The organism is Rahnella sp. CFA14(1/10) (assembly GCF_004195095.1).
GTDB classification, from domain to species: Bacteria; Pseudomonadota; Gammaproteobacteria; order Enterobacterales; family Enterobacteriaceae; genus Rahnella; species Rahnella perminowiae.
On sequence record NZ_SEWS01000008.1, the window covers coordinates 225,776 to 250,623 of the forward strand.

At 54.1% G+C, this 24,848-nt stretch carries 24 protein-coding genes; 21 read left to right on the forward strand and 3 right to left on the reverse strand.

The window, feature by feature from the left end:
* Positions 1–43 precede the first annotated feature (43 nt).
* The 8 genes from EVX52_RS17315 to mlaA are packed head-to-tail and all read left to right on the forward strand — an operon-like array spanning position 44 to position 6,542.
* Positions 44–781, forward strand: coding sequence for a heme ABC transporter permease (locus tag EVX52_RS17315; protein ID WP_129952273.1), 738 nt, complete (start codon positions 44–46; stop codon positions 779–781).
* A complete protein-coding gene (gene ccmD, locus EVX52_RS17320) occupies positions 778–1,038 on the forward strand; it encodes a heme exporter protein CcmD (protein WP_129991739.1) in 261 nt (86 codons plus the stop codon). The genes EVX52_RS17315 and ccmD overlap by 4 nt, the downstream gene beginning before the upstream one ends.
* On the forward strand, positions 1,035–1,529 hold the full coding sequence (ccmE, locus tag EVX52_RS17325; RefSeq protein ID WP_129991740.1) for a cytochrome c maturation protein CcmE: 495 nt from the start codon (positions 1,035–1,037) through the stop codon (positions 1,527–1,529). The genes ccmD and ccmE overlap by 4 nt, the downstream gene beginning before the upstream one ends.
* Positions 1,526–3,499 (forward strand): heme lyase CcmF/NrfE family subunit, encoded by a 1,974-nt coding sequence (locus EVX52_RS17330; RefSeq protein ID WP_129952276.1) that lies wholly within the window; start codon positions 1,526–1,528, stop codon positions 3,497–3,499. Before ccmE ends, EVX52_RS17330 begins: the two co-directional genes overlap by 4 nt.
* Complete coding sequence (locus tag EVX52_RS17335) at positions 3,496–4,047, forward strand: DsbE family thiol:disulfide interchange protein (RefSeq protein WP_129991741.1); 552 nt, start codon at positions 3,496–3,498, stop codon at positions 4,045–4,047. Before EVX52_RS17330 ends, EVX52_RS17335 begins: the two co-directional genes overlap by 4 nt.
* On the forward strand, positions 4,044–4,529 hold the full coding sequence (locus EVX52_RS17340) for a cytochrome c-type biogenesis protein (RefSeq protein WP_129991742.1): 486 nt from the start codon (positions 4,044–4,046) through the stop codon (positions 4,527–4,529). Before EVX52_RS17335 ends, EVX52_RS17340 begins: the two co-directional genes overlap by 4 nt.
* The gene (gene ccmI / locus EVX52_RS17345) at positions 4,526–5,740 is read left to right on the forward strand and encodes a c-type cytochrome biogenesis protein CcmI (RefSeq protein WP_129991743.1); all 1,215 of its coding nucleotides are present in this window, start codon (positions 4,526–4,528) and stop codon (positions 5,738–5,740) included. Before EVX52_RS17340 ends, ccmI begins: the two co-directional genes overlap by 4 nt.
* A gap of 34 nt (positions 5,741–5,774) precedes the next feature.
* On the forward strand, positions 5,775–6,542 hold the full coding sequence (mlaA, locus tag EVX52_RS17350) for a phospholipid-binding lipoprotein MlaA (RefSeq protein ID WP_129952280.1): 768 nt from the start codon (positions 5,775–5,777) through the stop codon (positions 6,540–6,542).
* 67 nt (positions 6,543–6,609) lie between these two features.
* On the opposite strand, the gene fadL is transcribed toward mlaA, so the two are convergent.
* Positions 6,610–7,887 (reverse strand): long-chain fatty acid transporter FadL, encoded by a 1,278-nt coding sequence (gene fadL, locus EVX52_RS17355; RefSeq protein WP_129952281.1) that lies wholly within the window; start codon positions 7,885–7,887, stop codon positions 6,610–6,612.
* Between the two features lie 417 nt (positions 7,888–8,304).
* On the opposite strand from fadL, the gene EVX52_RS17360 reads away from it, so the two are divergent.
* The 4 genes from EVX52_RS17360 (at position 8,305) to sixA (ending at position 13,381) form a co-directional block, all read left to right on the forward strand.
* Positions 8,305–8,637 carry a YfcZ/YiiS family protein gene (locus EVX52_RS17360; protein ID WP_129952282.1) on the forward strand — a complete coding sequence of 111 codons (333 nt, stop codon included), beginning with the start codon at positions 8,305–8,307 and terminating at the stop codon, positions 8,635–8,637.
* Positions 8,638–8,968: 331 nt separating this feature from the next.
* The gene (gene fadI, locus EVX52_RS17365; protein ID WP_129991744.1) at positions 8,969–10,282 is read left to right on the forward strand and encodes an acetyl-CoA C-acyltransferase FadI; all 1,314 of its coding nucleotides are present in this window, start codon (positions 8,969–8,971) and stop codon (positions 10,280–10,282) included.
* The gene (fadJ, locus tag EVX52_RS17370) at positions 10,279–12,480 is read left to right on the forward strand and encodes a fatty acid oxidation complex subunit alpha FadJ (RefSeq protein WP_129991745.1); all 2,202 of its coding nucleotides are present in this window, start codon (positions 10,279–10,281) and stop codon (positions 12,478–12,480) included. Before fadI ends, fadJ begins: the two co-directional genes overlap by 4 nt.
* Positions 12,481–12,892: 412 nt before the next feature.
* On the forward strand, positions 12,893–13,381 hold the full coding sequence (sixA, locus tag EVX52_RS17375; RefSeq protein WP_129991746.1) for a phosphohistidine phosphatase SixA: 489 nt from the start codon (positions 12,893–12,895) through the stop codon (positions 13,379–13,381).
* A 210-nt stretch (positions 13,382–13,591) separates the two neighbouring features.
* Here the strand turns inward: sixA and smrB are convergent, their stop codons facing one another.
* Entirely contained in the window at positions 13,592–14,131 is a 540-nt protein-coding gene (gene smrB, locus EVX52_RS17380) for an endonuclease SmrB (protein ID WP_129952776.1), read from the reverse strand.
* Positions 14,132–14,334: 203 nt separating this feature from the next.
* Between smrB and prmB the strand changes: the two genes are divergently transcribed.
* The 6 genes from prmB to EVX52_RS17410 all read left to right on the forward strand — a co-directional run bounded on the left by prmB (position 14,335) and on the right by EVX52_RS17410 (position 19,101).
* Positions 14,335–15,267, forward strand: a complete 933-nt coding sequence (gene prmB, locus EVX52_RS17385) for a 50S ribosomal protein L3 N(5)-glutamine methyltransferase (protein ID WP_129991747.1) — start codon at positions 14,335–14,337, stop codon at positions 15,265–15,267.
* Positions 15,268–15,340: 73 nt separating this feature from the next.
* Complete coding sequence (gene aroC, locus EVX52_RS17390; RefSeq protein ID WP_129952287.1) at positions 15,341–16,426, forward strand: chorismate synthase; 1,086 nt, start codon at positions 15,341–15,343, stop codon at positions 16,424–16,426.
* 8 nt (positions 16,427–16,434) lie between these two features.
* Entirely contained in the window at positions 16,435–17,286 is an 852-nt protein-coding gene (mepA, locus tag EVX52_RS17395) for a penicillin-insensitive murein endopeptidase (RefSeq protein WP_165383708.1), read from the forward strand.
* Between the two features lie 45 nt (positions 17,287–17,331).
* Positions 17,332–18,132, forward strand: coding sequence for a sulfite exporter TauE/SafE family protein (locus EVX52_RS17400; protein ID WP_129952288.1), 801 nt, complete (start codon positions 17,332–17,334; stop codon positions 18,130–18,132).
* A gap of 97 nt (positions 18,133–18,229) precedes the next feature.
* Positions 18,230–18,787, forward strand: coding sequence for an elongation factor P hydroxylase (locus tag EVX52_RS17405; RefSeq protein ID WP_129991748.1), 558 nt, complete (start codon positions 18,230–18,232; stop codon positions 18,785–18,787).
* A gap of 32 nt (positions 18,788–18,819) precedes the next feature.
* Positions 18,820–19,101, forward strand: a complete 282-nt coding sequence (locus EVX52_RS17410; RefSeq protein WP_129952290.1) for a YfcL family protein — start codon at positions 18,820–18,822, stop codon at positions 19,099–19,101.
* Between the two features lie 71 nt (positions 19,102–19,172).
* Here the strand turns inward: EVX52_RS17410 and mnmC are convergent, their stop codons facing one another.
* Positions 19,173–21,203 (reverse strand): bifunctional tRNA (5-methylaminomethyl-2-thiouridine)(34)-methyltransferase MnmD/FAD-dependent 5-carboxymethylaminomethyl-2-thiouridine(34) oxidoreductase MnmC, encoded by a 2,031-nt coding sequence (gene mnmC / locus EVX52_RS17415; RefSeq protein WP_129991749.1) that lies wholly within the window; start codon positions 21,201–21,203, stop codon positions 19,173–19,175.
* A gap of 169 nt (positions 21,204–21,372) precedes the next feature.
* Here mnmC and fabB point away from each other — a divergent pair, with 169 nt between their 5' ends.
* The 3 genes from fabB (at position 21,373) to EVX52_RS17430 (ending at position 24,836) form a co-directional block, all read left to right on the forward strand.
* Positions 21,373–22,593 carry a beta-ketoacyl-ACP synthase I gene (fabB, locus tag EVX52_RS17420; RefSeq protein ID WP_129952292.1) on the forward strand — a complete coding sequence of 407 codons (1,221 nt, stop codon included), beginning with the start codon at positions 21,373–21,375 and terminating at the stop codon, positions 22,591–22,593.
* 205 nt (positions 22,594–22,798) lie between these two features.
* Positions 22,799–23,278, forward strand: a complete 480-nt coding sequence (locus tag EVX52_RS17425; RefSeq protein ID WP_129991750.1) for a DUF2946 domain-containing protein — start codon at positions 22,799–22,801, stop codon at positions 23,276–23,278.
* An 85-nt stretch (positions 23,279–23,363) separates the two neighbouring features.
* The gene (locus EVX52_RS17430) at positions 23,364–24,836 is read left to right on the forward strand and encodes a PepSY domain-containing protein (RefSeq protein ID WP_129991751.1); all 1,473 of its coding nucleotides are present in this window, start codon (positions 23,364–23,366) and stop codon (positions 24,834–24,836) included.
* The last annotated feature ends 12 nt before the right edge of the window (positions 24,837–24,848 follow it).

Below are 24,848 nucleotides of genomic sequence, written 5' to 3' on the forward strand. Positions count from 1 at the left end.
CGGCATATCACACAGTGACATTTTAGAGTGAGCAACGATAACAATGTGGAAATGGTTACATCAACTCGCAAGGCCTGAACGGCTTTACCACGTCTGCGGGCGGTTCATCCCCTGGCTTGGGATTTTAGGTCTTGCCTGCCTGCTGATTGGCTGGGTATGGGGTTTTGGCTATGCACCACCGGATTACCAGCAAGGTAACAGTTACCGGATTATGTATATTCATGTCCCGGCGGCTATCTGGTCAATGGGGATTTACAGCGGGATGGCGATCGCGGCGTTTATCGGCCTGGTGTGGCAGATGAAAATGTCCGACCTGGCGGTGGCGGCAATGGCGCCGGTCGGGGCTGTATTCACGTTTATTGCCCTGGTGACCGGCTCGGCATGGGGCAAACCGATGTGGGGCACATGGTGGGTGTGGGATGCGCGTCTGACCTCCGAACTGGTGTTGCTGTTCCTGTATCTGGGTGTCATTGCGCTGTATAACGCCTTTGACGACCGTCGTCTGGCCGGGCGTGCCGCCGGTATTCTGGTCCTGGTCGGCGTGGTGAACATTCCCATTATTCATTACTCCGTAGAGTGGTGGAACACGCTGCATCAGGGGTCCACCGACATGCAGCAAACCATCGACCCGAGTATGCGTTATCCGCTGCGCTGGGCGATTTTCGGTTATCTGTTCTTCTTTATTACCCTGACGTTGATGCGTTTACGTAACCTGATTCTGGTTCAGGAACGTCTGCGTCCGTGGGTGGCTGGCCTGGTGAATAAGGAGCGTCGCGGATGAGCCCTGCATTCTCAAGCTGGCATGATTTTTTTGCGATGGGCGGCTATGCCTTTTATGTCTGGCTGTCGGTCGCCGCGACGCTGCTCTCGCTGAATGTGCTGGTGGCGCATACCTTTATTCAGCACCGGCAAATCCTCGGCGAAGTCCGTCGACGCCAGGCGCGCGAAAAACGCATCAGTCAGTCCCAGTCTAAAAAACAGCCAGGCGCACAGACGTCACCGCTGGAACCGGACGCTTCCGGGGAGAAGTTATTGTGAATCCACGTCGTAAAAAGCGGCTGTCGCTGGCGCTGGTGGTGCTGATGGGCCTTGGTCTGAGCATTTCACTGGTGATGTATGCGCTTCGCTCCAACATTGATTTGTTTTATACACCCAGTGAAATCTTGCAGGGCAAAGGCGAAGATCACGAGATGCCGACGGTGGGCCAGCGCCTGCGTATCGGCGGTATGGTGATGCCCGGCTCAGTGAAGCGTGACCCGAAAAGTTTGCAGGTTAGCTTTAAAATTTATGACGCACGGGGAGCGATTGCTGTGACCTATAACGGCATCCTTCCCGACCTGTTCCGTGAAGGGCAGGGTGTGGTGGCGCAGGGTGTGATGGAACCGGGGAATGTGGTGAATGCTATCCAGGTGCTGGCGAAACACGATGAAAAATATGTGCCGCCGGAAGTTGCCGACGCCATGAAAGAAAATCACAAAGGGCCTGCTTCGGCCTACGTGGGTAACAATAAAGGAAACGACCGTTCATGATGCCGGAACTGGGAACATTTGCACTCTGTCTGGCATTAGGTCTGGCGGTGTTACTGAGTATTTATCCGCAGTGGGGCGCGGCCCGTCAGGACAGCCGGATGATGGCGATGGCGCGTCCGTTGTCATACGGCATGTTCGCCTGCATTGCACTGGCCTTTATTATTCTGGTGCATGCGTTTGTGGTGAACGATTTCACCGTCGCCTATGTTGCCAATAATTCCAATACCCGCCTGCCGGTGTATTACCGCGTGGCAGCTACCTGGGGGGCGCACGAAGGGTCGCTGCTGCTGTGGGTGTTATTACTCAGTTGCTGGACGCTTGCCGTGGCGCTGTTCAGCCGCCGTATGCCGCAGGATGCCGTGGCACGCGTGCTGGCGGTGATGGGGATGATCACCGGCGGGTTCCTGCTGTTTATTCTGCTGACGTCCAACCCGTTCATCCGCTCGCTGCCGAATTTCCCTGTCGACGGCAGCGACCTGAATCCGGTGCTGCAGGATATCGGGCTGATTTTCCATCCGCCATTGCTGTACATGGGGTATGTCGGTTTCTCCGTGGCGTTTGCTTTCGCGATAGCGTCGCTGATGGCGGGGCGTCTGGATACCGCCTGGGCACGCTGGTCGCGGCCGTGGACACAAGCCGCGTGGGTATTTCTGACCATCGGTATTGTGCTCGGTTCGGCATGGGCGTATTACGAATTAGGCTGGGGCGGCTGGTGGTTCTGGGACCCGGTTGAAAATGCTTCCTTTATGCCGTGGCTGGCCGGTACGGCGCTGATCCACTCGCTCGCCGTTACCGAAAAGCGCGGGACCTTCAAAGCCTGGACGGTGCTGCTGGCCATCACCGCCTTCTCGCTGTGTCTGCTGGGCACATTCCTGGTGCGCTCCGGTGTGCTGGTCTCGGTTCACTCGTTTGCCTCTGATCCGGCACGCGGCATGTTTATCCTGGCTTACTTAGTGATTGTGATCGGTGGCTCGCTGCTGCTGTACGCTTTCAAAGGGAATTCGGTGCGCGCGCCGGGCCGTCACGAACTGCATTCCCGGGAGAGTTATTTGCTCGGCAATAACGTTCTGCTGGTGGCGGCGATGCTGGTGGTGCTGCTCGGTACGCTGCTGCCGCTTATCCACAAACAGCTCGGGCTGGGCAGTATTTCTATCGGCGAACCCTTCTTCAACACCATGTTTACCTGGCTGATGGCACCGCTGGCGCTGCTGTTAGGTATTGGCCCGCTGGTGCGCTGGCGTCGCGATGAGCCGAGCAAACTGTGGCGTCGTCTGGGCGTGGCGCTGGTGGTGACGCTGGTGCTGTCAATTCTTCTGCCGTGGCTGTTGCAGGATAAAATCGTCGGCATGACCGTAGTGGGTATGCTGATGTCGGTGTGGGTCATTGTGCTGACGCTGATGGAACTGCACGAGCGTGCCACGCACCGTCACTCGTTCTGGCGCGGTCTGACCAAACTTTCCCGCAGCCACTGGGGGATGGTGCTCGGGCACCTCGGGGTCGCGGTGACGGTGATCGGCATCGCCTTCAGCCAGAATTACAGCGTTGAACGTGATGTGCGCATGAAGTCCGGTGATACCGTGGATATTCATGATTATCACTTTATTTTCCGCGATGTCCGTGACATCACCGGACCGAACTATACCGGCGGTGAGGCGAACATTGATGTCACGCAGAACGGCAAAAAAATCACTACGCTGCATGCGGAAAAACGCTTCTACAGCGTGGCGCGCAGTATGATGACTGAGGCGGCGATTGACGGCAATCTGGCGCGCGACCTGTATGCGGCGCTCGGCGAAGAACTGGACGACGGTTCGTGGGCGGTACGGCTGTACTACAAACCTTTTGTCCGCTGGATCTGGCTGGGCGGCCTGTTTATGGCGGCCGGTGGGGTGTTGTGTATTCTTGACCCGCGTTATCGCATGAGTAAAAAACTCAGGAAGCAGGGTCTGGCGGAGGCGGAAGAAGCATGAACCGGAAACTTCTCTTTATTCCGTTGATCCTGTTTCTGGCACTGGCTGCGGCTTTTCTGGTGCAGCTGACCCGCAATGCAAACGGTGATGATCCGACGCTGCTGGAATCGGCTCTGATCGGCAAACCGGTGCCGGTGTTCAAACTGGAATCACTGGCGCAGGCGGGCAAAACCTACGATCAGTCGGTGTTGCGTGACGGTAAACCGATGCTGCTTAATGTCTGGGCGACGTGGTGTCCGACCTGCCGCGCCGAGCATGAATATCTGAATTCGCTGGCAGCAAAAGGTGTACGTGTGGTCGGACTCAATTATAAAGATGACCGGCAGAAAGCGGTAAACTGGCTCAATACGCTGGGCAATCCTTACATGCTCAGCCTGTATGACGGCGACGGCATGCTGGGGTTGGATCTGGGCGTATATGGTGCGCCGGAAACTTTCCTGATCGACGGGCAGGGCATTATCCGCTATCGCCACGCCGGTGACTTAAACGAAAAGGTCTGGCAGACCGAGGTGTTGCCGCTGTACAAAAAATACGGAGGTCACCCATGAAACTGATTTCATCGCTGCCCGCGTTGCTGCTGGGCATGCTGCTGAGTGTCAGCGCGTTCGCTGCCATCGACACGTATCAGTTCAAATCGCCGGAGCAGGAACAGGCTTACCGCGAAATAACGGCGCAGCTGCGTTGCCCGAAATGTCAGAACACTAATATTGCCGCTTCGGATTCGATTATCGCCGCCGATATGCGCACCAAGGTATTTCAGTTACTGAACGAAGGGCAGAACAAACAGCAAATCGTCGCGTATATGGTGGCGCGTTACGGCAATTTCGTCACTTACGAACCGCCGGTCACGCCCTCTACCTTTATTTTGTGGCTCGGGCCGGTGCTGGTCATCGTTATTGGCGCAGGCATGATTTTTATGCGCTCCCGCCGTGGTATTGCGCACACTGAACACACAACCATATCTATGTCAGAACAAGAGAGACAGCGCCTGGCGCAGTTACTTAAAGACAGTGACAGGAAAGGATCATGAGCATTTTTTGGCTGTGCATTGTGGTGATGCTGGTTATCGCACTGGCACTGTTTATCGTGCCGGTTATCCGTGGCGACCGCGCAGAACAGACTTCCCGCGATGCGCTGAACAAAGCGTTTTACCATCATCGCCTGAGTGAACTGGAAGAAGACGAAGCGCAGGGCGTGGTCGACGAGCGTCCGGCGCATATTCAGGAATTACAGGAAAACTTACTGACGGATATTCCCGCCGGGCAGATGCCCGTCGCCATGCAGCCGATTGGACGCTGGACGCTGGTGCCGGGCGGCATCTTGCTGGTGATCATCACGTTGGGTGTGTATCTGTATGCCGGTGGTCTGGGGCAGGTCAGTGCATGGAATCAGGTGATGCAGCGTATGCCCGATTTGCGTCAGCGGATTGCCGATGATCATGGTGTGCCACTGACCGCCATGGATGTACAGGATTTAGGGCTCGGATTGCGTACTGATTTGCAGGCAAATCCGGATAATATCCGGGACTGGGTGATGCTTGGCCGTGTCGGAATGGCGCTCAATAATGCCGCTACTGCCACACAGGCCTACGCCCATGCCTATCAGCTTGCACCAGACGATATGTCAGTCAAACTCGGTTATGCCGAAGTATTAACCCGTTCGTCTGATCCGCAGGATAACCTTACCGGCGGAAATCTTTTACGCAGTATGCTGGAAAAGTCTCAGGGTGATCTGCGTGTGTTAAGTCTGCTGGCCTATAATGAATATGAACAGGGGCATTATCCGCAAGCCATTGGTGCGTGGGAAGTTATGCAGAAAATCCTGCCTGCCGGTGACAAACGCCTGGAGATGGTTAACGCCAGCATTGCGCAGGCAAAACAGAAAGCCGGTCTGGATCAGGTTAAACTGACGGTAAATGTCACGCTTTCTGCTGAGGCTCAGCAGAAACTTTCGCAAAATGGCACGGTCTTTATTTCAGTGACTGACGGCAGCAGTCCGGTGCCGGTTGCGGTGAAAAAACTGCCGCTCAGCCGCTTCCCGCTGACGGCCACCGTCGATGACAGCAACGTAATGATGCCGGAACGCTTGCTTTCTTCGCTGCATCAATTAAAAGTACGCGTTCGTATTTCACAAAATGGTCTGGCAACGCCAGCCTCAGGTGACTGGTACGGCGACAGCCCGCTGACCGATTTTGCCGGTAAAGGCCAGGTCAGCATCGATATTAATCAGCAGGTTCCATAATAAGGAACCGACGATCAAAAACAGGGAGATATCCATGAACTTACGCCTGACTGGGCTGGCGTTTGCAACAGTTTTACTGGTCGGTTGTGCCGGCACGTCCGGATCATCGGACAGCGAACAGCAGGGACGTTCTGATCCGCTCGAAGGTTTCAACCGGGTGATGTTCGATTTCAACTATAACTATATGGACCCGTACCTGGTGCGGCCTGTGGCGGTAGCCTGGCGTGATTATGTGCCACAACCGGCGCGTAACGGCACCAGTAACTTCCTGAGCAATCTGGATGAACCGGCCAGCATGGTTAACTCCCTGCTGAAAGGTGATCCGTACCGTGCGGCAATCCACTTCAACCGCTTCTTCCTGAACACGATTTTAGGGATGGGCGGTCTGATCGATGTTGCCGGAATGGCGAACCCGAAACTGGCGCGTGAAGAGGCGCAGGGCTTCGGCAGCACACTGGGTCATTACGGCGTCGGCTACGGTCCGTATGTGGTTCTGCCAGGTTACGGCAGCGCGACCGTCCGTGACGAAGGTGGCGACCTGGTTGATGATTTGTATCCGATGCTCAGCTATCTGACGTTCTGGATGTCAGCCGGTAAATGGGTACTGGAAGGGGTGGAAACCCGTGCGGAACTGCTCGATTCTGATGGCCTGATCCGTAACTCTTCGGATCCGTATCTGTTTATACGTGAGGCTTACTTCCAGCGTCATGATTTCCTGGCAAGAGGCGGTCAGCTGACGCCACAGGAAAATCCGAACGCGGCACTGATTCAGGGCGACCTGAAAGATATCGACTCGGAATAACCGTTCCGGACACACAAAAAAAGCGCCTTCCGGCGCTTTTTTCATATCAGGCGTATCACTCAGTTCATCAGAAGCTGTAGTTAAAGTTCGCGCCGTACAGCATGGCGGTCCCTTTGGCCTGGTATTCGTAATTCGGTACACCGTTAGCGACTTTCTCACTGATATTCACGGTCTGACCATGCATATAGGAGACACCCACATCCACAGACGCGTCTTTATTGAAGGCGTAAGTCGTACCGGCGGAAACCCAGAAGCGGTCCTGATCCGGAATAGAAATGGTGCGGTTATCTGCCGGAACCGGGCTGTCATCGAAGGCGATACCGGTACGGAACGTCCAGTTATCGTCGTAGTAATAGGTGGTGCCCAACGCGATGCGGTAAGCATCATGATAACCTTCGTCTTTCTGGAACAGCGTCTGGCCGTTAGAACCGGTCGCTTTCAGCTCCTGGAACTGGCTCCAGCTGGTGTAAGCCAGGCTGTAGTGAATCGCCCATTTTGGTGCCACGCGGTTATAACCGGACAATTCCCACATTTCAGGCAAGTTCAGGGTCAGGGATCCCGGCACGGTCTGGCCACCCGTTCCGCCTAACGCTTTCGGAATGCCGTTACGGTATTCGCCGTCGAAGTCAATTTTCACTTCAGAACGGTAGGTGAAGCCGTAGCGGTTATTATCATCCACTTCATACAGGATACCGGCGTTCCAGCCGTAACCCCACTCATTGCCTTTCAGCTTGGCGGCTTCCGTATCCGCAGGCAGCAGACCGCCGGTTTGAATCGGCACCAGTTCACCGGCAGTACGGCGAATTTTCGCTTTCGCGTAAACGGCATCGAAGCCTAGGCCGAAGCTGAAATGCTGGTTCAAACGGTAAGCAACACTTAAGTTAGTGTTAACGGTGGTAAGGTCAGTTTCACCGCCGATCGGGCCAGCCGGATAATTATCGCTGAACTCAGTCGCCAGACCGTAGTTTGACGTAGCCGAGGCACCGACCGCCCATTGATCATTGAGTGGCATAATAAAGTGGATATTAGGCACCCACTGATTCGGCGCAATGTTATCCGCATCAGTGCTCCTGCCTGTAACCGGCGAGTTGCCTGTTACTTTGACATCCGGGTCGACATAAATCGCACCCGCTGAGAAAGAGGGACGATCAAACATGGTCATGGTTGCCGGGTTACGGCTGCCGGATGCGGCAGTATCAGCGATGGCACCTTCACCCGAGAAAGAGCGGCCTAACCCCGCAGCGGTATATTCATTTAACTGAAAACCTGCTGCATAAACGTTGGAGGAAACAATTGCCACTGCAGCTGCCAGAGCAGATCTTTTAAACAGGTTTTTCTGGTTCATGACCAAAACCTCAATTTTATGTTTTTTATCAAACAATGTTACATCAAGTAACAATGAGCGCGGGATTGTAGGGTCCGTTATCAGTCTGACAAATCAGACCAGTGAGCGAAGTATAGGTCTGACCTGTGGTGTAGTTGCAATAATGTTTCATAGATATTTCTTATTTGATGCAAGAAATTGGATCCACTTAACAAAAAACAAACAATAAAAGTTCAATTAAGAAACGTTAAAGTGAGAACAGTGACGAAGTTATAAACGATTACTTACATATACGTGATCTGGATCACCTGAAAGGCACATAATAAGTAAGCACTAGTGTGTTGTCAGAACGGTGGCGTAAAATACAAGCTGGAAATAAAACCTTATTCGCAATCAGGCCAGACGGTGGACGTTGCCGCTGATGCCGGGGAGAAAATTATGTCTGACGTAACCATGTCCTCTAAATCCACCCAACCTCTGCATTCCATCAACAAATGTGGTGCGGAAGAAACCGCAGCCTGCTGCTGTGTCGATGTCGGAACCATCATGGACAATACGGATTGCACCGCTTCTTACAGCCGTGTTTTCGAAACCGAAGCTCAGGCGAACGAAACCCTGCAAGCCCTGACCGAACGCGCACGCGGCGTTGAATCTGAGCCATGTGAAATCAACAGCCGTATCGAAAAAGTGGATGGCGGCGTCGAACTGAATATCGATTTCACATTTAGCTGCCAGGCTGAAACGATGATCTTCCAGTTAGGCTTGAGATAATCCCCGTCATACTTTGAGCCGCAGATGCGTTGGCTGCACTCCGTAACCGAATTACTGATGTATATCAGTTCATCGGAATGGCATTGATTGCCGCGTGACTCATTCTGCGACTCAAATTATTGAGAGGAAGTTCTAAGTTGTAATACCGCTTAAATAAGCGGTATTTCTTTGTCTGCTATTTCTGCCTGCCGCCTTTCTTCTCATTCTTATTTCAGAAAAATTTGCTGTTGCTCGCACTTCACTCCCTTTCGCTTTGCCAAATGTAAATACATAGTTAAAACTGAGTTATCAGGTCTGACCTCTTAAGACCCTATTTTTCTCAGGAGCTTGTATGAATAAAGTCGTTCCACTGGTGACGCGTGAGGGCGATCGCATTGCGATTGTCGACGGCTTACGTACGCCGTTTGCTAAACAGGCCACCGCCTATCACGGCATTCCTGCTGTCGATCTCGGTAAAATGGTGGTCAGTGAGCTGCTGGCAAAAAGTGGGATTGACCCGAAGGACATCGACCAGCTGGTTTTCGGTCAGGTGGTCCAGATGCCGGAAGCGCCGAATATCGCCCGCGAAATTGTGCTCGGTACCGGCATGAATGTATCGACCGATGCCTATAGCGTCTCGCGTGCCTGTGCCACCAGTTTTCAGGCGGTTGCTAACGTGGCCGAAAGCATCATGAGCGGGATGGTGCAGGTCGGGATCGCGGGCGGAGCGGATTCTTCTTCGGTATTGCCGATAGGTGTCAGCAAACGACTGGCCCGCGCCCTGGTGGATGTTAATAAAGCACGTACGCTGTCGCAGCGTCTCTCCATTTTCAGCAAACTCAAACTGCGCGATTTGCTGCCGGTGCCGCCTGCTGTGGCTGAATATTCTACCGGTCTGCGCATGGGCGATACCGCAGAGCAGATGGCGAAAAGCCATAACATCAGCCGCGTGCAGCAGGATGAGCTGGCGCACCGTTCTCATACGCTGGCCGCGCAGGCATGGGAGCAGGGGTATTTAACCTCGCAGGTCATGGCTGCACAGGTTCCGCCTTACCGTGAAGTGCTGCAAAAAGATAACAACATCCGCCTGAATTCTGAAATCAGTCAGTATGCCAAATTGCGCCCGGCTTTCGACCGTAAACACGGTACCGTCACCGCCGCCACCAGCACGCCGCTGACGGATGGTGCCGCGGCGGTATTAATGATGAGCGAATCCCGCGCACGTGAACTGGGCCTTGAACCTCTCGGCTATCTGAAAAGTTTTGCGTTTGCCGCTATCGGCGTCTGGGAAGACATGCTTCTCGGGCCTGCCTACGCCACGCCGCTGGCGCTGGATCGCGCAGGGTTGACGCTGGACGATTTGGATCTGATCGATATGCATGAAGCGTTTGCGGCACAGACGCTGGCGAATATCAAAATGTTAGCCAGTGATGAGTTCGCCCGTGAAAAACTTGGCCGTAGTCAGGCTGTTGGCGAAATAGACTGGGATAAATTCAATGTTCTGGGCGGTTCACTGGCCTACGGGCATCCTTTTGCGGCAACCGGCGCACGAATGATTACCCAGACTCTGCATGAATTACGTCGTCGTGGCGGGAAATATGGGCTGACCACTGCCTGTGCCGCTGGCGGCTTAGGCGCAGCAATGATCCTGGAGGCCGCGCAATGAGAGAACCTATGGAAAACCTGAATCCGGCAGAAACTCAAGCAACCGAACCGGTCTCTGCTTTTTCACTGATATTTACCACGGAACATGTGGGGATTATCACCATCGATGTTCCCGGCGAAAAAGTGAATACCTTAAAGGCTGAATTTGCTCAACAAATCAGCGCTATTTTGCACAAAGCACAGCAGTATCCCGGTCTGAAAGGTCTGGTGCTCATTTCGGGCAAAACAGATTCATTCATTGCCGGTGCGGATATCACCATGATTTCGGGCTGTCAGACAGCCGTCCAGGCCAGTGAACTGGCGCAAAAAGGCCAGACGGTGATGGCTCAAATCGCCTCGTTTTCTGTGCCGGTGGTGGCCGCTATTCATGGTGCCTGTCTCGGCGGTGGTCTGGAACTGGCGCTGGCGTGCCATGCCCGTGTGTGTTCGCTGGATGAAAAAACTCAGCTCGGCCTGCCGGAAGTACAGCTGGGTTTACTGCCGGGGTCCGGCGGTACGCAGCGGCTTCCGCGGCTTATCGGTGCGCCGAAAGCGCTGGATATGATGCTGACCGGTCGCAGTATTCGCGCGAAACAGGCGCTGAAAATGGGGCTGGTGGATGACGCAGTGCCCTATTCTATTTTGCTGCAAACGGCGCTGGAACGTGTGGCGAAAGGGCGTAAATCACGTCCGCCATTGCCGTGGCAGGCGCGTCTGGCCGGTGGGCCGGTGGGCAAAAGTTTGCTGTTTCATTTTGTGCGTAAACAGACATGGGCGAAAACACACGGCAATTATCCGGCCACCACAAAAATCATCGATGTGGTAAAAACCGGGCTCGATCAAGGCAGCGGTAACGGCTATCAGGCCGAAGCCAAAGCTTTTGGCGAACTGGTGATGACATCAGAATCGGCGGCATTACGCGGCCTGTTTTTCGCCTCCACCGCGCTGAAAAAAGAAAAGGGCGGTGATGCAGAACCTTTGCCGGTGCGCCGTGTGGGCATTCTCGGTGGTGGCCTGATGGGGGGAGGTATCGCTCATGTGACTGCCACCAAAGCCGGACTGCCGGTACGTATTAAAGACATTAATCACGACGGTATCCGCCATGCGCTGAAATACAGCTGGGATTTGCTGGAGAAAAAGGTGCGCAGCCGGAGGCTGACCCGCAGCGAACAGCAACGTCAGATGCTGCTGATTTCCGGTACTACCGGTTACAGCGGTTTTGCGCAGGCTGATATTGTGGTGGAAGCGGTATTTGAGGATTTATCGCTCAAACAGGCGATGGTGGCGGAAATAGAGCAAAACGCCGCACCGCACACGATTTTTGCATCAAACACCTCTTCTTTGCCCATTCATAAGATTGCAGAGCGGGCTGACCGGCCGGAACAGGTGATCGGGCTGCATTATTTCAGCCCGGTCGATAAAATGCCATTGATTGAAGTCATCCCGCATGCGGGCACCAGTGCACAGACTATTTCAACCACGGTTTCGCTTGCCAGGAAACAGGGGAAAACGGCCATCGTGGTAGGTGACAGCGCCGGATTCTATGTAAATCGTATTCTTGCGCCTTACATCAATGAAGCTGCGCGTTGCTTACTGGGCGGTGAACCGGTCGATCATATTGATAAAGCGCTGGTGAATTTTGGTTTCCCGGTCGGCCCGATCCAGCTGCTGGATGAGGTCGGTATTGATGTCGGCACGAAAATTGGTCCGATACTGGTGGACGCTTTTGGTGAGCGTTTTGCCGCTCCCGCCGGTTTTGATGCGGTGCTTAAAGATGACCGTAAAGGCCGTAAAAATGGCAAAGGTTTCTACCTTTACGGGCAGAAAGGGCGGACGGCGAAGAGAAAACAGGTCGACCCGGCGATTTATCGTCTGCTGAATGTCACGCCAAAAGCGCAGCAGTCAGAAGATGAGATTGCACAACGCTGCGTGATGCTGATGCTCAACGAAGCGGTGCGTTGTCTGGACGAAAAAGTCATCCGCAGTGCGCGCGATGGGGATCTTGGCGCTGTGTTCGGAATAGGTTTTCCGCCCTTCCGGGGGGGACCGTTCCGTTACATAGACCAGCTTGGCAGCGCCACTGTGGTGAAAATACTGGAGCAACTGGCGCAGCAGTACGGCGAGCATTTCACGCCATGCGAAGGGTTAATACGACGGGCGCAGCAGGGTGAACGGTTCTGTTCAGGTAACAGGGCGGGCGAAAAGGTCAGTGAAGTGTGATTGTGATCACTGCTTATTGCTGAGTTTCGCGAGAATCTGGAACAGATCCTGCTTAAAGCCAGGTACATGCCGGGGATCATTTTTATGGTGAGAATAACTTTGTACAGAAACAATCCCAAACGATTGATCTACAACCTGAGTGGTTAAATAATCGCCTGAATGGTTTACAAGCGGTAAGGGTTGGTGTAAAAAACAGCGTTTTATTTACGTGAAGTTTCAGGCAAAATGCCCGACCGCTGATGCTCATCATGCAGGGCATGTGGGCACAGCGTGTTAAGTGGATGTAATGCCTGACAGCTATCTTGTAATGAAAAACTTCAATCTGACAGTGATTGAAATGCTGGGCAATGGGTAATACAGCACGCAAGGCGTTTCTGTATAGCGCTATTTTTGTTAACAAAAGCGGTGCAATATGCAAGTTGTAATTATGCGTCACGGTGATGCGGTTCTCGAAGCTGCCAGCGACTCAGTTCGCCCGTTAAGCGAATGCGGATGTGACGAATCAGTACATATGGCTGCCTGGCTGAATGGCCGTGGCATCAAAATTGACCGCATTCTGGTCAGCCCGTACCTGCGTGCGCAGCAGACGCTCGAAAAAGTGCGCCAGTGTCTGGCGCTGCCCGGAAATGTTGAGATTGATATTCTCAAGGAACTGACACCGGGCGGAGATCCTGCTCTGGTCGCCAGTGAACTGCAGCATCTGGCACTGACCGGCGTCAACGCGGTACTGGTGGTGTCGCATCTGCCGCTGGTCGGTTATCTGGTAGCAGAGCTGTGTCCGGGCGTTTGCCCGCCAATGTTCGCCACTTCCGCGATGGCAAGTGTTGAACTGAACGGCGAAACCGGGCAAGGCACCTTTGACTGGCAATTCAGCCCATGCCAGGTGATGGCTAAGGTCTAATCCCGTTTACTCGTCATACTTCGAGCCGCAGATGCGTTGGCTGCGATAAATTACCCGAATCACTTACCTGAGTAAGCTCATCGGGATAATTTTTCTTGCCGCCTTGCTGCAACTCGCATTATTTAGAGTAAGGCTTCGGTGAACAGCGCCAGACAAAAGAAAGGCACAGCTCCGGCTGTGCCTTTCTCGTTTCTGAAGGTGGGGAGGAAGTCAGCTGATTTTATCGTCCAGCTCCACCAGTACCAGCAAAGCGGCGCTGCCACCCAGTTCTTTAGGAGCCTGATGGAAAGCCTCGACGTCCGGATGCTGTGCCAGCCACAACGGGGTTTGTTGCTTGAGGATATGTTTGCCGTGACCGTGCATCACACAGGCGCAATGTACATGTTCACGGCGGCAGGCGGCGATCAGCGCGCCCAGTTCCTGTTTGGCTTCTCTCTGCGTTAAACCGTGTAAATCCAGAAACAGCTCGGGCGAATAATCGCCGCGACGCAATTTTTTCAATTCAAAATGACTGACATCTGGCCGGATATGGCGAACCGGGCCTTCTTCCTGCAACATTGGCTGGAATTCATCAGAAAAGTAATAGCTCGCGTCCACCTGCTCCTGAATCAGCTTTTTAGGCGACAGGGTGACCAGCTTTTTTCGCGGCGGGCGGTGAGTAATCGTATCGTTTTTCAGGCGCTTGATGCCCGGAACAGCCTCGCGGAATAACGCCGCTTCCTCGGGGCTGAGCAGGTGTTTTTTCTTCATCTTTTTATCGTCATTATCGCTCAATACAGACAGTGTACCTTCCGTCACCCTGCGGTTTAAAGAAAACTCAGGGTTAAATTCTTCGGGACATCGCGCAAGTGCGTTGACTAGCTGCTGATTTGTGGCGGGCTTCGTGGCAAACTATGCGGCAAATAATGGGTTAAACGTCTGTTAAAAACCCGTGCACTGCCTGGAGAATAAAATTGGACAAAATTTTCGTCGACGAAGCTGTCAGTGAGCTGCATACCATTCAGGATATGCTGCGCTGGACCGTCAGCCGCCTGAACGCGGCCAATGTCTATTACGGTCACGGCACCGATAACCCGTGGGACGAAGCCGTGCAACTGGTTCTGCCAAGCGTGTTTTTACCGCTGGATATCCCTGAAGATATGCACACCGCACGCCTGACATCCAGCGAGCGCCACCGCATTGTTGAGCGTGTGATCCGCCGCGTCAACGAGCGGGTGCCGGTGGCCTATCTGACCAACAAAGCCTGGTTCTGCGACATGGAATTCTATGTCGATGAACGCGTACTGGTGCCACGTTCGCCTATTGGCGAGCTGATCAGCAACCGTTTCTCCGGCATTCTGAACGAACAGCCACAGCACATTCTTGATATGTGTACCGGCAGCGGCTGCATTGCTATTGCCTGTGCTTATGCGTTCCCTGAAACCGAAGTTGACGCTGTCGACATTTCTGCCGATGCGCTGGCGGTGGCTGAGCGCAATATCGACACACACGGCATTGAGAACTGGGTCACGCCCATCCGCTCCGACCTGTTCCGTGAATTGCCGGCCTTGCAATATGACCTGATTGTCACCAATCCGCCGTACGTGGACGAAGAAGACATGTCTGATCTGCCGCAGGAATACCGCCACGAGCCGGTTCTGGGGCTGGCTTCCGGCAGCGACGGTCTGAAACTGACCCGCCGTATTCTGGCCTGTGCACCCGATTACCTGACCGATAACGGCGTGCTGATCTGCGAAGTGGGCAACAGCATGGTACATCTGATGGATCAATATCCTGAGATCCCGTTCACCTGGCTGGAGTTTGAAAACGGTGGTGACGGCGTCTTTATGCTGACCAAACAGCAACTTCTCGATTGCGCCGAAGAATTCCGCGCATACAAAGACTAATTCACTTTGACAATAATGACCGGCATTGCGCCGGTCATTGAGCATCCATCAACATAATGGTTAAGGAGCCGTGATGGCAGGGAACAGTATTGGGCAGTTTTTCCGCGTCACCACTTTTGGCGAATCCCACGGTGTGGCACTGGGCTGTATTATTGACGGTGTACCGCCGGGCATTTCGCTGACCGAAGCTGATCTGCAACACGATCTCGACCGTCGTCGTCCGGGCACTTCGCGTTACACCACACAGCGCCGTGAAGCTGATGAAGTAAAAATTCTTTCAGGTGTGTTTGAAGGCGTCACTACCGGCACCAGCATCGGTCTGATTATCCAGAACACCGATCAGCGATCCCAGGATTACAGCGCAATCAAAGATGTGTTCCGCCCGGGACATGCCGATTATACTTACGAGCAAAAATATGGCGTGCGCGATTACCGTGGCGGCGGCCGTTCGTCTGCCCGCGAGACCGCGATGCGTGTGGCCGCTGGCGCGGTGGCTAAGAAATACCTGCTGGAGAAGTTCGGTGTCAAAGTACGCGGTTATATGTCGCAAATGGGTGATATCACCTGCGAGCTGAAAGACTGGGATCTGGTGGACACTAACCCGTTCTTCTGCCCGGATGAAAGCAAGCTGGAAGCGCTGGATGAGCTGATGCGCGCGCTGAAAAAAGAAGGTGATTCGATCGGTGCCAAAATCACTGTGGTGGCAGATCATGTGCCTGTCGGCCTGGGTGAGCCTGTGTTTGATCGTCTGGATGCGGATCTGGCGCATGCACTGATGAGCATTAATGCCGTGAAAGGTGTGGAAATCGGCGATGGTTTTGCGGTTGTCGCCAAACGTGGCAGTGAAAACCGGGACGAAATTACGCCGGGTGGTTTCGAAAGCAACCACGCGGGTGGGATTCTCGGCGGCATCAGCAGCGGCCAGCCGGTTATCGCCCATCTGGCGCTGAAGCCGACCTCGAGTATCACTGTACCGGGTCGTACGATTAACCGCGACGGTGAGCAGGTCGAGATGATCACCAAAGGGCGTCATGATCCGTGCGTCGGTATCCGTGCGGTACCGATTGCCGAAGCAATGATGGCGATCGTACTGATGGATCATTTACTGCGTCAGCGTGCTCAGAACGGCGACGTCCATTCCACCGTGCCACGCTGGTAGTCTGTCCGATGAAACCTTTACGCACGTTCCCGGCGTTTCGTGCTGTTTGCGCCAGTCTTCTGGCGCTTGCACTTTGCGCACCTGCGATGGCGGCAACGCCGTGGCAGAAAATTACTCAGCCGATTTCCGGCACGCCGGAAGCGATTGGCAGTTATGCCAACGGTTGTCAGGTTGGCGCACAGCCCTTGCCGCTGAACTCTCCGGCCTATCAGGTGATGCGTACCGACCAGCGCCGCTATTTCGGCCAGCCTGATTTACTGGCATTTATCACCCGTCTGGGCACGCAGGCTCAACAAAAAGGACTGGGTACCCTGCTGGTCGGTGATATGGCGATGCCGGCTGGCGGGCGCTTCAGCAGTGGTCACGCCAGCCATCAGTCCGGGCTGGATGTGGATATCTGGCTGCAACTGCCGCGTCAGCGCTGGAGCGAACAGATGTTGCTCAGGCCGCAGCCTATCGATCTGGTCAGCGCCAACGGTAAATCCATTGTGCCCTCTCAGTGGCAGCCACGGATCGAAACGCTGATCAAAATGGCAGCACAGGATAAAGATGTGGTGCGGATCTTCGTCAATCCGGCTATCAAACAACAGCTCTGTCTTGATGCAGGAACGGATCGCGAATGGCTGCATAAGGTACGTCCGTGGTTTGGTCATCGCGCGCATATGCACGTTCGTCTGCGTTGCCCGGTAGGTAATCTCGAATGTGAGAATCAGGCACCACCGCCTGCGGGTGATGGTTGTGGCGCAGAGCTGCAAAGCTGGTTCCTGCCACCTAAGCCGGGCAGCGGAAACCCGGTGAAAAAAGAGCCCCCTCCGTTGCCGCCTTCTTGTCAGGCGTTGCTGGATAAACACGTTCTTTAACAGGTTTTACTTACTCTTCGCCACGCATAGCGAGCTGACAGAAAAATGGACTGGTTGATTGTTGCCCCGTGGGTTTTGGTTGTTTTATTTTTCGTTGCACTGTTTGCCGGTTTCATTGATTCCATTGCCGGTGGTGGCGGGCTGATCAGCCTGCCGGCGCTGCTTGCGGCAGGTGTGTCACCGGCACAGGCCATTGCGACCAATAAGCTGTCATCGATAGGCGGATCCTTCTCCGCCAGTCTTTACTTTGTACGGCGTGGTGTGGTGAATCTCAACGATCAAAAACTGAATATTGCCTGTACCTTTACGGGATCAGTGATCGGCGCGATCCTTATCCAGCATCTGCGCGCTGATATGTTACGTCAGGTTTTACCGCTGCTGATCATCTGCATTGGGTTGTATTTTTTGCTGACGCCGCGTCTGGGCGAAAGCGACCGGGCAAGGCGCTTAAATGCACTGCCGTATGCGCTGGTAGGCGGCGGTTGTGTCGGGTTCTACGATGGTTTTTTCGGTCCCGGTGCCGGTTCTTTTTACGCGCTGGCTTTTGTGACGTTATGCGGGTTTAATCTGGCAAAAGCCACGGCACATGCAAAAGTCCTGAATTTCACCTCCAACTTTGGCGGCCTGCTGTTTTTCATACTTGGCGGCAAAGTGGTGTGGGTGCTGGGATTTGTGATGATGGCGGGGCAGTTTATCGGTGCACGTCTGGGCGCGCGGATGGTGCTGAGCAAAGGTCAGAAGATCATTCGTCCGATGGTGGTCATCGTTTCCGTGGTGATGAGCTGCAAGCTGATTTATGACAATCATGGCGCTGAAATCCATCAATGGATAAGCCTGCATTTATAATGGCAGGCGCTGCAAAATGCTTGCCTGAGGTCATGAAATCGGGTGTGTAAACAAGGGTATATTGTCGCCTTTCCCACTTACTGAGTTTTACCGTTTTATGTCAGATTCGACTACAACACATAACTATCATCAACTGATCGACATTTTTGATTCCTGCTTCTTTGAGGAATTTAACGTTCGCCTGGTCAAAGGCGACGACGAGCCGATCTATTTGCCTGCTGATGAGCAGACCCCTTTTAACCGGATTGTGTTTGCACACGGTTATTATGCCAGCGGCATGCATGAAATTTCCCACTGGTGTGTGGCTGGCGCTGAGCGCCGCAAACGGGTGGATTTCGGTTACTGGTACTGCCCGGATGGCCGCGATGCGCAAACGCAAAGTGAATTCGAGAAAGTGGAAATCAAACCACAATCTTACGAATGGCTGTTCTGTGTGGCAGCAGGTTTTCGTTTCAACGTCAGTTGTGACAACCTGAGCGGCGATTGCGAACCTGACCGCGTGGGTTTTCAGAACAAAGTACGCGAAGAAGTGCTGCGTATGCTGGAACTGGGTATTCCTGAAAGACCGGCACGCTTTATTAAAGCGTTACAATCGTTTTACAATACGCCCCCATTGACGCCTGCAGATTTCCCTGCGTTGCAGCCGATCGAATAAGACCCCGAATACCTGTTACGAGAGGAAGAGTAATGATCGCAGAATTTGAAACGCGGATTTTAACGCTGATCGACGATATGGTCGAAAGCGCCAGTGACGACGAATTGTTTGCCAGTGGCTATCTGCGGGGCCATCTGACGGTCGCCGTGGCAGAAGCGGAAGAAAACGGTGAACACACTGCTGAAGCACTGAAAATCCGTGTTCAGGATGGCCTGGACAAAGCCATCAAAGCCGGTGAGTTGTCACCACGCGATCAGGCTTTAGTGCAGGGCATGTGGGAAAATCTGTATCAGGCTTCCCTGCCTCAGTTTTAGGGGACGCTATTTTGTGAAAAAGCGCAGCGACGGGTTAACCGGCTGCGCTTTTTTATTGCCTCAGTGGCCGGTTAATGTGATTCGACCGGGCGGCCTTTCAGCAGTTTTCTGACCCACATCCGGTTTGGATTCAGCGCCGCCAGTGTGTCGCTGTCGAGCGGCAATGGTTCACCGGCAATCTGTGCAGCCAGTATTTCTGCCCCCAGGGGGGCGGAGCTGAGGCCACGGGAGCCGAGCGCGCCAAACAGAAACAGGTTTTCATACACCGGCGCGTCTGCAATCGGGCGATGGCGCTGAATATCCAGATCCAGTTTTTTATAGCTTTCCAGCAACGCGTCGTAATCGGACACCGAACCGATCATCGGCAGATGATCCCGCGTTGCACAACGCACGCCGTTCCTCGCCTCACCCTGACTGACATCCACCTCATGTGGCCATGGTTGTTCCGGCAGGCAGTTCAGCAGCCGCTGGCGGTTTTCCTGCTGATCGTCTTCACGGTAATCCGTGCATTTATCCGCACGGTGATAGCTTGCGCCAATGCAATGATGCTGATTTTGCGGACTGACCGGGGTCATATAACCGTCATAACACAAGACCTGTTTAAGTTTGCTCAGTACAGGTGTGGTCGGAATATGCGAAACCTGACCGCTGACCGCGTAAACCGGCAGTTTTTCGGTCTGGCTGAAATCAGTGATGTCCGCGCCGTTGGCCAGGACAACGCCCTGATGACGGGCAACATGGCCATCGGCAAAGGTCAGCACCCACTGTGAATCTGCATCATAATTTAATGCGGTTGCGCGCTGGCGATAATGCACGGTTAAGCCCCGGGTTTCGGCAAGCGAAATCAGGGACGCGGTCAGTTCAGCCGGACACAGCCAGGCACCGAGCGGATAAGTTACGCCGCCGCTGCCGCACGGCAATCCGCATAGTGCTTCCACGTCTTCTTCACTCAATCCTGTTGCCAGTTCTCCCGGCCAGCCACCGTTAATGATGCCGTCAATTTTGCCCTGACTTTTTTCGTCATACCCGAGTTGCGTGACGCCACTCCAGCCGTGATCGAAAGATACATCCGCCTTTTCAAGTTGCGCATACTGGCGGCGGGCGAAAGTGAAAGCATGGGCAAAGAAGTTCTCCAGTGTATCGCCGCGGCCGTTGAGCAACGGATAAACCGCCCCCTGACGGTTGCCGGAAGCACCGAGTGCCGGTTTTTCATCGGCGCAATACAGTGTGACCGCAAAACCACGTCGAAGTAATGCCAGCGATAACACAGCACTGGCGACGCCGCCGCCGAGAAGGGCAAATTCAGTGACATTTTTCGCCGCCGGACGCACATACCACGGTGCGGGATGAGGTACGTCAATTCCTGCGGGCAGCACACCGGCTAACATATGTCGCTTTTCGCCGAACCCCGGTACCTTACTGATGTCAAAACCTGCGCTTTGCAATCCGCGGCGGACAAAACCCGCCACGGTGAAGGTGGCGAATGTACCCTGCGGTCGGGTCATTTTCGCCATTGAACGGAATAAATCCTCTGTCCACATGTCCGGATTTTTGGACGGGGCAAATCCGTCGAGAAACCAGGCGTCGATCTGTTGATTCATACTGGTGTCACATGCCGGAAGCAGGGTAGTGACATCGCCGAACCACAGGTCAAGCGTGATACGCCCGTCTGCGAGCAGCAGGCGGTGACAGCCGGGAAAGGGCATTGGCCATTGTTCGCAAAGTTGTGCCGAATACGCGGCCAGCTCGGGCCATTGTGTGTGTGCTGTCGCCAGATCACGGGCGGACAACGGAAATTTCTCGTAGCTGATGAAATGCAGACGTTGCAGCGTGGCGTCGGGCTGCGCTTCGCGGAATGTCCCGAAGGCTTGCCACAGCGACATAAAGTTCAGACCGGTGCCAAAACCGGTTTCGGCGATAATGCACAGCGGGCGAGGGTGACCGGCAAAACGTGCCGGAAAATGATTGCCATTGAGAAAAACATGTCGTGTTTCCAGCAGGCCGTTCTGATTGGAAAAATAGACGTCATCAAAATGTCGGGAAACAGGTGTACCCTGTTCGTTCCAGCTTAATTCTGCGGGCGTGATCGGGTTGTGGCTCACGTGAAACTCTCTCAGTTCAAGGCGATGCCGAAGTTTAACGCTGCCTTAGAACCCGCGCAAATTTACCACGATTTACACAAGGAATTGCTGATCGGACTTGTTCGGCGTACAACTGTACGCTAGAGTGCGTGACGAAATCCCAAATGGTGAATAGTACAAGAGGTATTAAATGAAACGTGCAGTGATTACTGGCCTGGGTATCATCTCGAGCATCGGTAACAACAAGCAGGAAGTTCTTGCATCTCTGCAGGAAGGTCGCTCTGGGATCACCTTCTCGCAAGAGCTGAAAGATGCCGGGATGCGTAGTCACGTCTGGGGTGATGTCAAATTAGACACCGCAGGCCTTATCGATCGTAAGATTGTGCGTTTCATGAGTGATGCCTCGATCTACGCTTACTTATCCATGCAACAGGCGATTGAAGACTCCGGTCTGACCCCTGAAATGGTATCCAACGAACGTACCGGCCTGATCGCAGGTTCCGGCGGCGGTTCTCCGCGCAATCAGGTCGCGGGCTCTGACGGTATGCGTGCCAAAGGCCTGCGCGGCGTAGGTCCTTACATGGTGACCAAAGCGATGGCTTCCGGCGTGTCTGCCTGCCTCGCAACGCCGTTCAAAATTCGCGGCGTTAACTATTCCATCAGTTCTGCCTGCGCCACCTCTGCACACTGCATCGGTAACGCGGTAGAAATGATTCAGCTGGGCAAACAGGATGTGGTGTTTGCCGGTGGCGGTGAAGAACTGTGCTGGGAAATGGCGTGTGAATTTGACGCGATGGGCGCACTGTCCACCAGCTACAACGAAACGCCGGACAAAGCATCCCGTACCTACGACAAAGCGCGTGACGGTTTCGTTATCGCAGGTGGCGGCGGTATGGTTGTTGTCGAAGAGCTGGAACACGCTCTGGCACGTGGCGCGCATATCTATGCAGAAATCGTTGGCTACGGCGCAACATCTGACGGCGCAGATATGGTGGCTCCTTCTGGCGAAGGCGCAGTGCGTTGCATGAAAATGGCAATGAACGGTGTAGATACTCCAATCGATTACGTTAACGTTCATGGGACTTCTACCCCGGTCGGCGACGTTAAAGAACTGGGCGCTATCCGTGAAGTGTTCGGTGACAAAACGCCGGCGCTGTCTTCGACCAAAGCCATGACCGGTCACTCTCTGGGTGCCGCAGGCGTTCAGGAAGCGATCTACACCTTGCTGATGGCTGAATACGGCTTCATCGCGCCAAGCATCAACATCGAAAACCTTGATGAGCAGGCCGAAGGTATGGATATCATCACTCAGCCAACGCAGCGTGAACTGACGACGGTGATGTCTAACAGCTTCGGTTTCGGTGGCACCAACGCCACGTTGGTGATGCGTAAGCTGAAAAACGACAAATAATACTGTCCGTTAATGTCTGTATAAAAGCCTGCTTCCGAGCGGGCTTTTTTGTCTCCGCCATCCTTCAGGCCGCCTCTGCGTTGGCGTGCCGGGTTTCTGAGGAATTATTCGCCCGCGGCCGTGATAGAACCTGAATGATTTCGGGTGTATATCTCAACAATTCAGGTACAATTTCGCCGCTTCTTATTTTCACCTTGTTGACATAATGCTCTCACTCCGACACATCCATCATCGACATTTGCACTTCCCGGCCTGGCTCGGGATGGTGGCGATACTGATGTTGTTTATTGCGCCCGTGGTGTCTAAATCGCTGGTGGCAGAGGGTGTGCAGCATAGGATGATGCCCGGCATGATGATGTCCGGGATGGACATGTCGGACGGGGAAATGGCTGACATGGATATGTCAGTGCATTCTGTATTATCGGAAGAGCATTGCCAGACGCCCGCCTGTCAGTCTGCGCCGCAGGATACCGTGAAAGCTATGCTTTCTGGCGACATGAGCGATGCCGCGTGCGGTTATTGTGTGTTGCTGGTGCATTTACCCCTGCTCGATTTGCAGGCTATGCCCATGCAGTGGTCGCTGGATGTTTCCAGCCGTGCTCCACCGTGCGCTGCCATACCGCATCTTATTCCTTCGCTGATATTCACGGATTCCCAACCCCGCGCACCGCCTGTTTTTCTGTAACTGCCTCTGAATAATTTCTTTCAAGTTAACCGCGATTTTTATCGCTGTTGACAGCGTGTTATTTGAAATTCAGGAAACCAGATTTATGAATCAACCTGCAAACCTGCCTTCCAGCGCGGGTAAAAAAATGCCTGCGCAAGCGGCCTTTATGGCGTTGCTGCGCCGTGTGCATTTTTACATTGGCCTGTTCGTCGGACCCTTTATTTTTGTCGCTGCGCTGACCGGTACACTGTATGTACTGACACCTCAGTTGGAAAATTATCTCTATGCCGGCGCATTATTTACCGCCTCAAAAGGAGAGGCGCAGCCGCTCTCCCGTCAGATAGATGCGGCGCTACAGGTTGCCGGTCAGGATAAAAAAATCTACGCCGTCAGACCGGCCCCCTCTGCGGGGGAAACGACGCGGGTGATGTTTTCTGATCCGCAACTCGGAGCATCTAAGAGCCGTGCAATTTTCATCGACCCCATCACGCTGGCGGTGAAAGGCGACATGACGGTGTACGGCACCAGCGGCATTTTGCCTTTCCGCACCTGGCTGGATGATTTACATCGCGGCTTATTGCTGGGCGATACAGGCCGGATATACAGCGAGCTGGCCGCCTCCTGGTTGTGGGTGGCGGCATCGGGTGGCGTCGTGCTCTGGTTCAGCGGTCGCCGGAAACCCCGACCACTGCGTAAGGTCAGTGGCAAGGTACAACAGCAGCAAAACAGCCGTCGCTGGCACAGTTCGCTCGGCCTGGTTTTGCTCGCCGGTTTACTGTTTTTCTCCGCCACCGGCCTGACCTGGTCACAATGGGCGGGGGACAATATCGGCGTGTTACGTGCCCATATGGGCTGGATGACGCCCGGCGTGAAAACCAGTCTGGATCCACAGACGGTTGCCGGGCCGGTCAGTGAACATGCCGGGCATCAAGCGCCGATGGCTGATATGCCTGATATGCCGGGAATGAACATGTCGGCACACAGCATGCCTGCTGCATCACCAGCCGCCGTTGTTTCTGCACAGACTTTTGATGCGGTAGTACAGGCAGCGCGTGAGGCGGGTATTGCGGCGAACAAGATTGAAATCCGTCCGGCGTATAACACGGGGAAAGCCTGGACAGTGACCGAAGTTGATCGCAGCTGGCCAACGCAGGTGGATGCGGTATCGGTCAATCCCCGTTCCCTGCAAATCGTCGATCACGTGCGGTTTGCTGATTTCCCGCTGCTTGCCAAACTCACCCGCTGGGGTGTGGATGCGCATATGGGCATTCTGTTTGGCATCTGGAATCAGGCCATTCTGGTGATTTTTGGTGCCGGGCTTTGTGTGATGATTGCCTGGGGATATCGCCTGTGGTGGCTGCGCCGCAGCGTCAACAGTACCGACAGTCATCCGGCCACGACATTGCTACAAACCTGGCGGTCTGTGCCGTTCTGGCTGCAATGCCCGATTTTGGTGATCACGATCGGTCTGGCAATTTCATTGCCCGTGATGGGCGCGAGCTTACTTATTTTCCTGCTGATTGATGTTATCCGCTGGCAGCGGCGCAATTCTTCGCGTAACGTCAGCGAATTCTGAACAGTGAAGAAA

Excerpts from the sequence above, each read along its gene's own strand:
- fadI (WP_129991744.1), top strand. The coding sequence starts at position 8,969 with ATGAATAAAGTCGTTCCACTGGTGACGCGTGAGGGCGATCGCATTGCG.
- aroC (WP_129952287.1), top strand. The coding sequence starts at position 15,341 with ATGGCAGGGAACAGTATTGGGCAGTTTTTCCGCGTCACCACTTTTGGC.
- mlaA (WP_129952280.1), top strand. The coding sequence starts at position 5,775 with ATGAACTTACGCCTGACTGGGCTGGCGTTTGCAACAGTTTTACTGGTC.
- EVX52_RS17335 (WP_129991741.1), top strand. The coding sequence starts at position 3,496 with ATGAACCGGAAACTTCTCTTTATTCCGTTGATCCTGTTTCTGGCACTG.
- EVX52_RS17330 (WP_129952276.1), top strand. The coding sequence starts at position 1,526 with ATGATGCCGGAACTGGGAACATTTGCACTCTGTCTGGCATTAGGTCTG.
- fadJ (WP_129991745.1), top strand. The coding sequence starts at position 10,279 with ATGAGAGAACCTATGGAAAACCTGAATCCGGCAGAAACTCAAGCAACC.
- EVX52_RS17425 (WP_129991750.1), top strand. The coding sequence starts at position 22,799 with ATGCTCTCACTCCGACACATCCATCATCGACATTTGCACTTCCCGGCC.
- ccmI (WP_129991743.1), top strand. The coding sequence starts at position 4,526 with ATGAGCATTTTTTGGCTGTGCATTGTGGTGATGCTGGTTATCGCACTG.
- EVX52_RS17430 (WP_129991751.1), top strand. The coding sequence starts at position 23,364 with ATGAATCAACCTGCAAACCTGCCTTCCAGCGCGGGTAAAAAAATGCCT.
- EVX52_RS17340 (WP_129991742.1), top strand. The coding sequence starts at position 4,044 with ATGAAACTGATTTCATCGCTGCCCGCGTTGCTGCTGGGCATGCTGCTG.
- sixA (WP_129991746.1), top strand. The coding sequence starts at position 12,893 with ATGCAAGTTGTAATTATGCGTCACGGTGATGCGGTTCTCGAAGCTGCC.
- EVX52_RS17315 (WP_129952273.1), top strand. The coding sequence starts at position 44 with ATGTGGAAATGGTTACATCAACTCGCAAGGCCTGAACGGCTTTACCAC.
- smrB (WP_129952776.1), bottom strand. The coding sequence starts at position 14,131 with ATGAAGAAAAAACACCTGCTCAGCCCCGAGGAAGCGGCGTTATTCCGC.
- EVX52_RS17410 (WP_129952290.1), top strand. The coding sequence starts at position 18,820 with ATGATCGCAGAATTTGAAACGCGGATTTTAACGCTGATCGACGATATG.
- EVX52_RS17400 (WP_129952288.1), top strand. The coding sequence starts at position 17,332 with ATGGACTGGTTGATTGTTGCCCCGTGGGTTTTGGTTGTTTTATTTTTC.
- EVX52_RS17405 (WP_129991748.1), top strand. The coding sequence starts at position 18,230 with ATGTCAGATTCGACTACAACACATAACTATCATCAACTGATCGACATT.
- fadL (WP_129952281.1), bottom strand. The coding sequence starts at position 7,887 with ATGAACCAGAAAAACCTGTTTAAAAGATCTGCTCTGGCAGCTGCAGTG.
- ccmD (WP_129991739.1), top strand. The coding sequence starts at position 778 with ATGAGCCCTGCATTCTCAAGCTGGCATGATTTTTTTGCGATGGGCGGC.
- fabB (WP_129952292.1), top strand. The coding sequence starts at position 21,373 with ATGAAACGTGCAGTGATTACTGGCCTGGGTATCATCTCGAGCATCGGT.
- mepA (WP_165383708.1), top strand. The coding sequence starts at position 16,435 with ATGAAACCTTTACGCACGTTCCCGGCGTTTCGTGCTGTTTGCGCCAGT.
- EVX52_RS17360 (WP_129952282.1), top strand. The coding sequence starts at position 8,305 with ATGTCTGACGTAACCATGTCCTCTAAATCCACCCAACCTCTGCATTCC.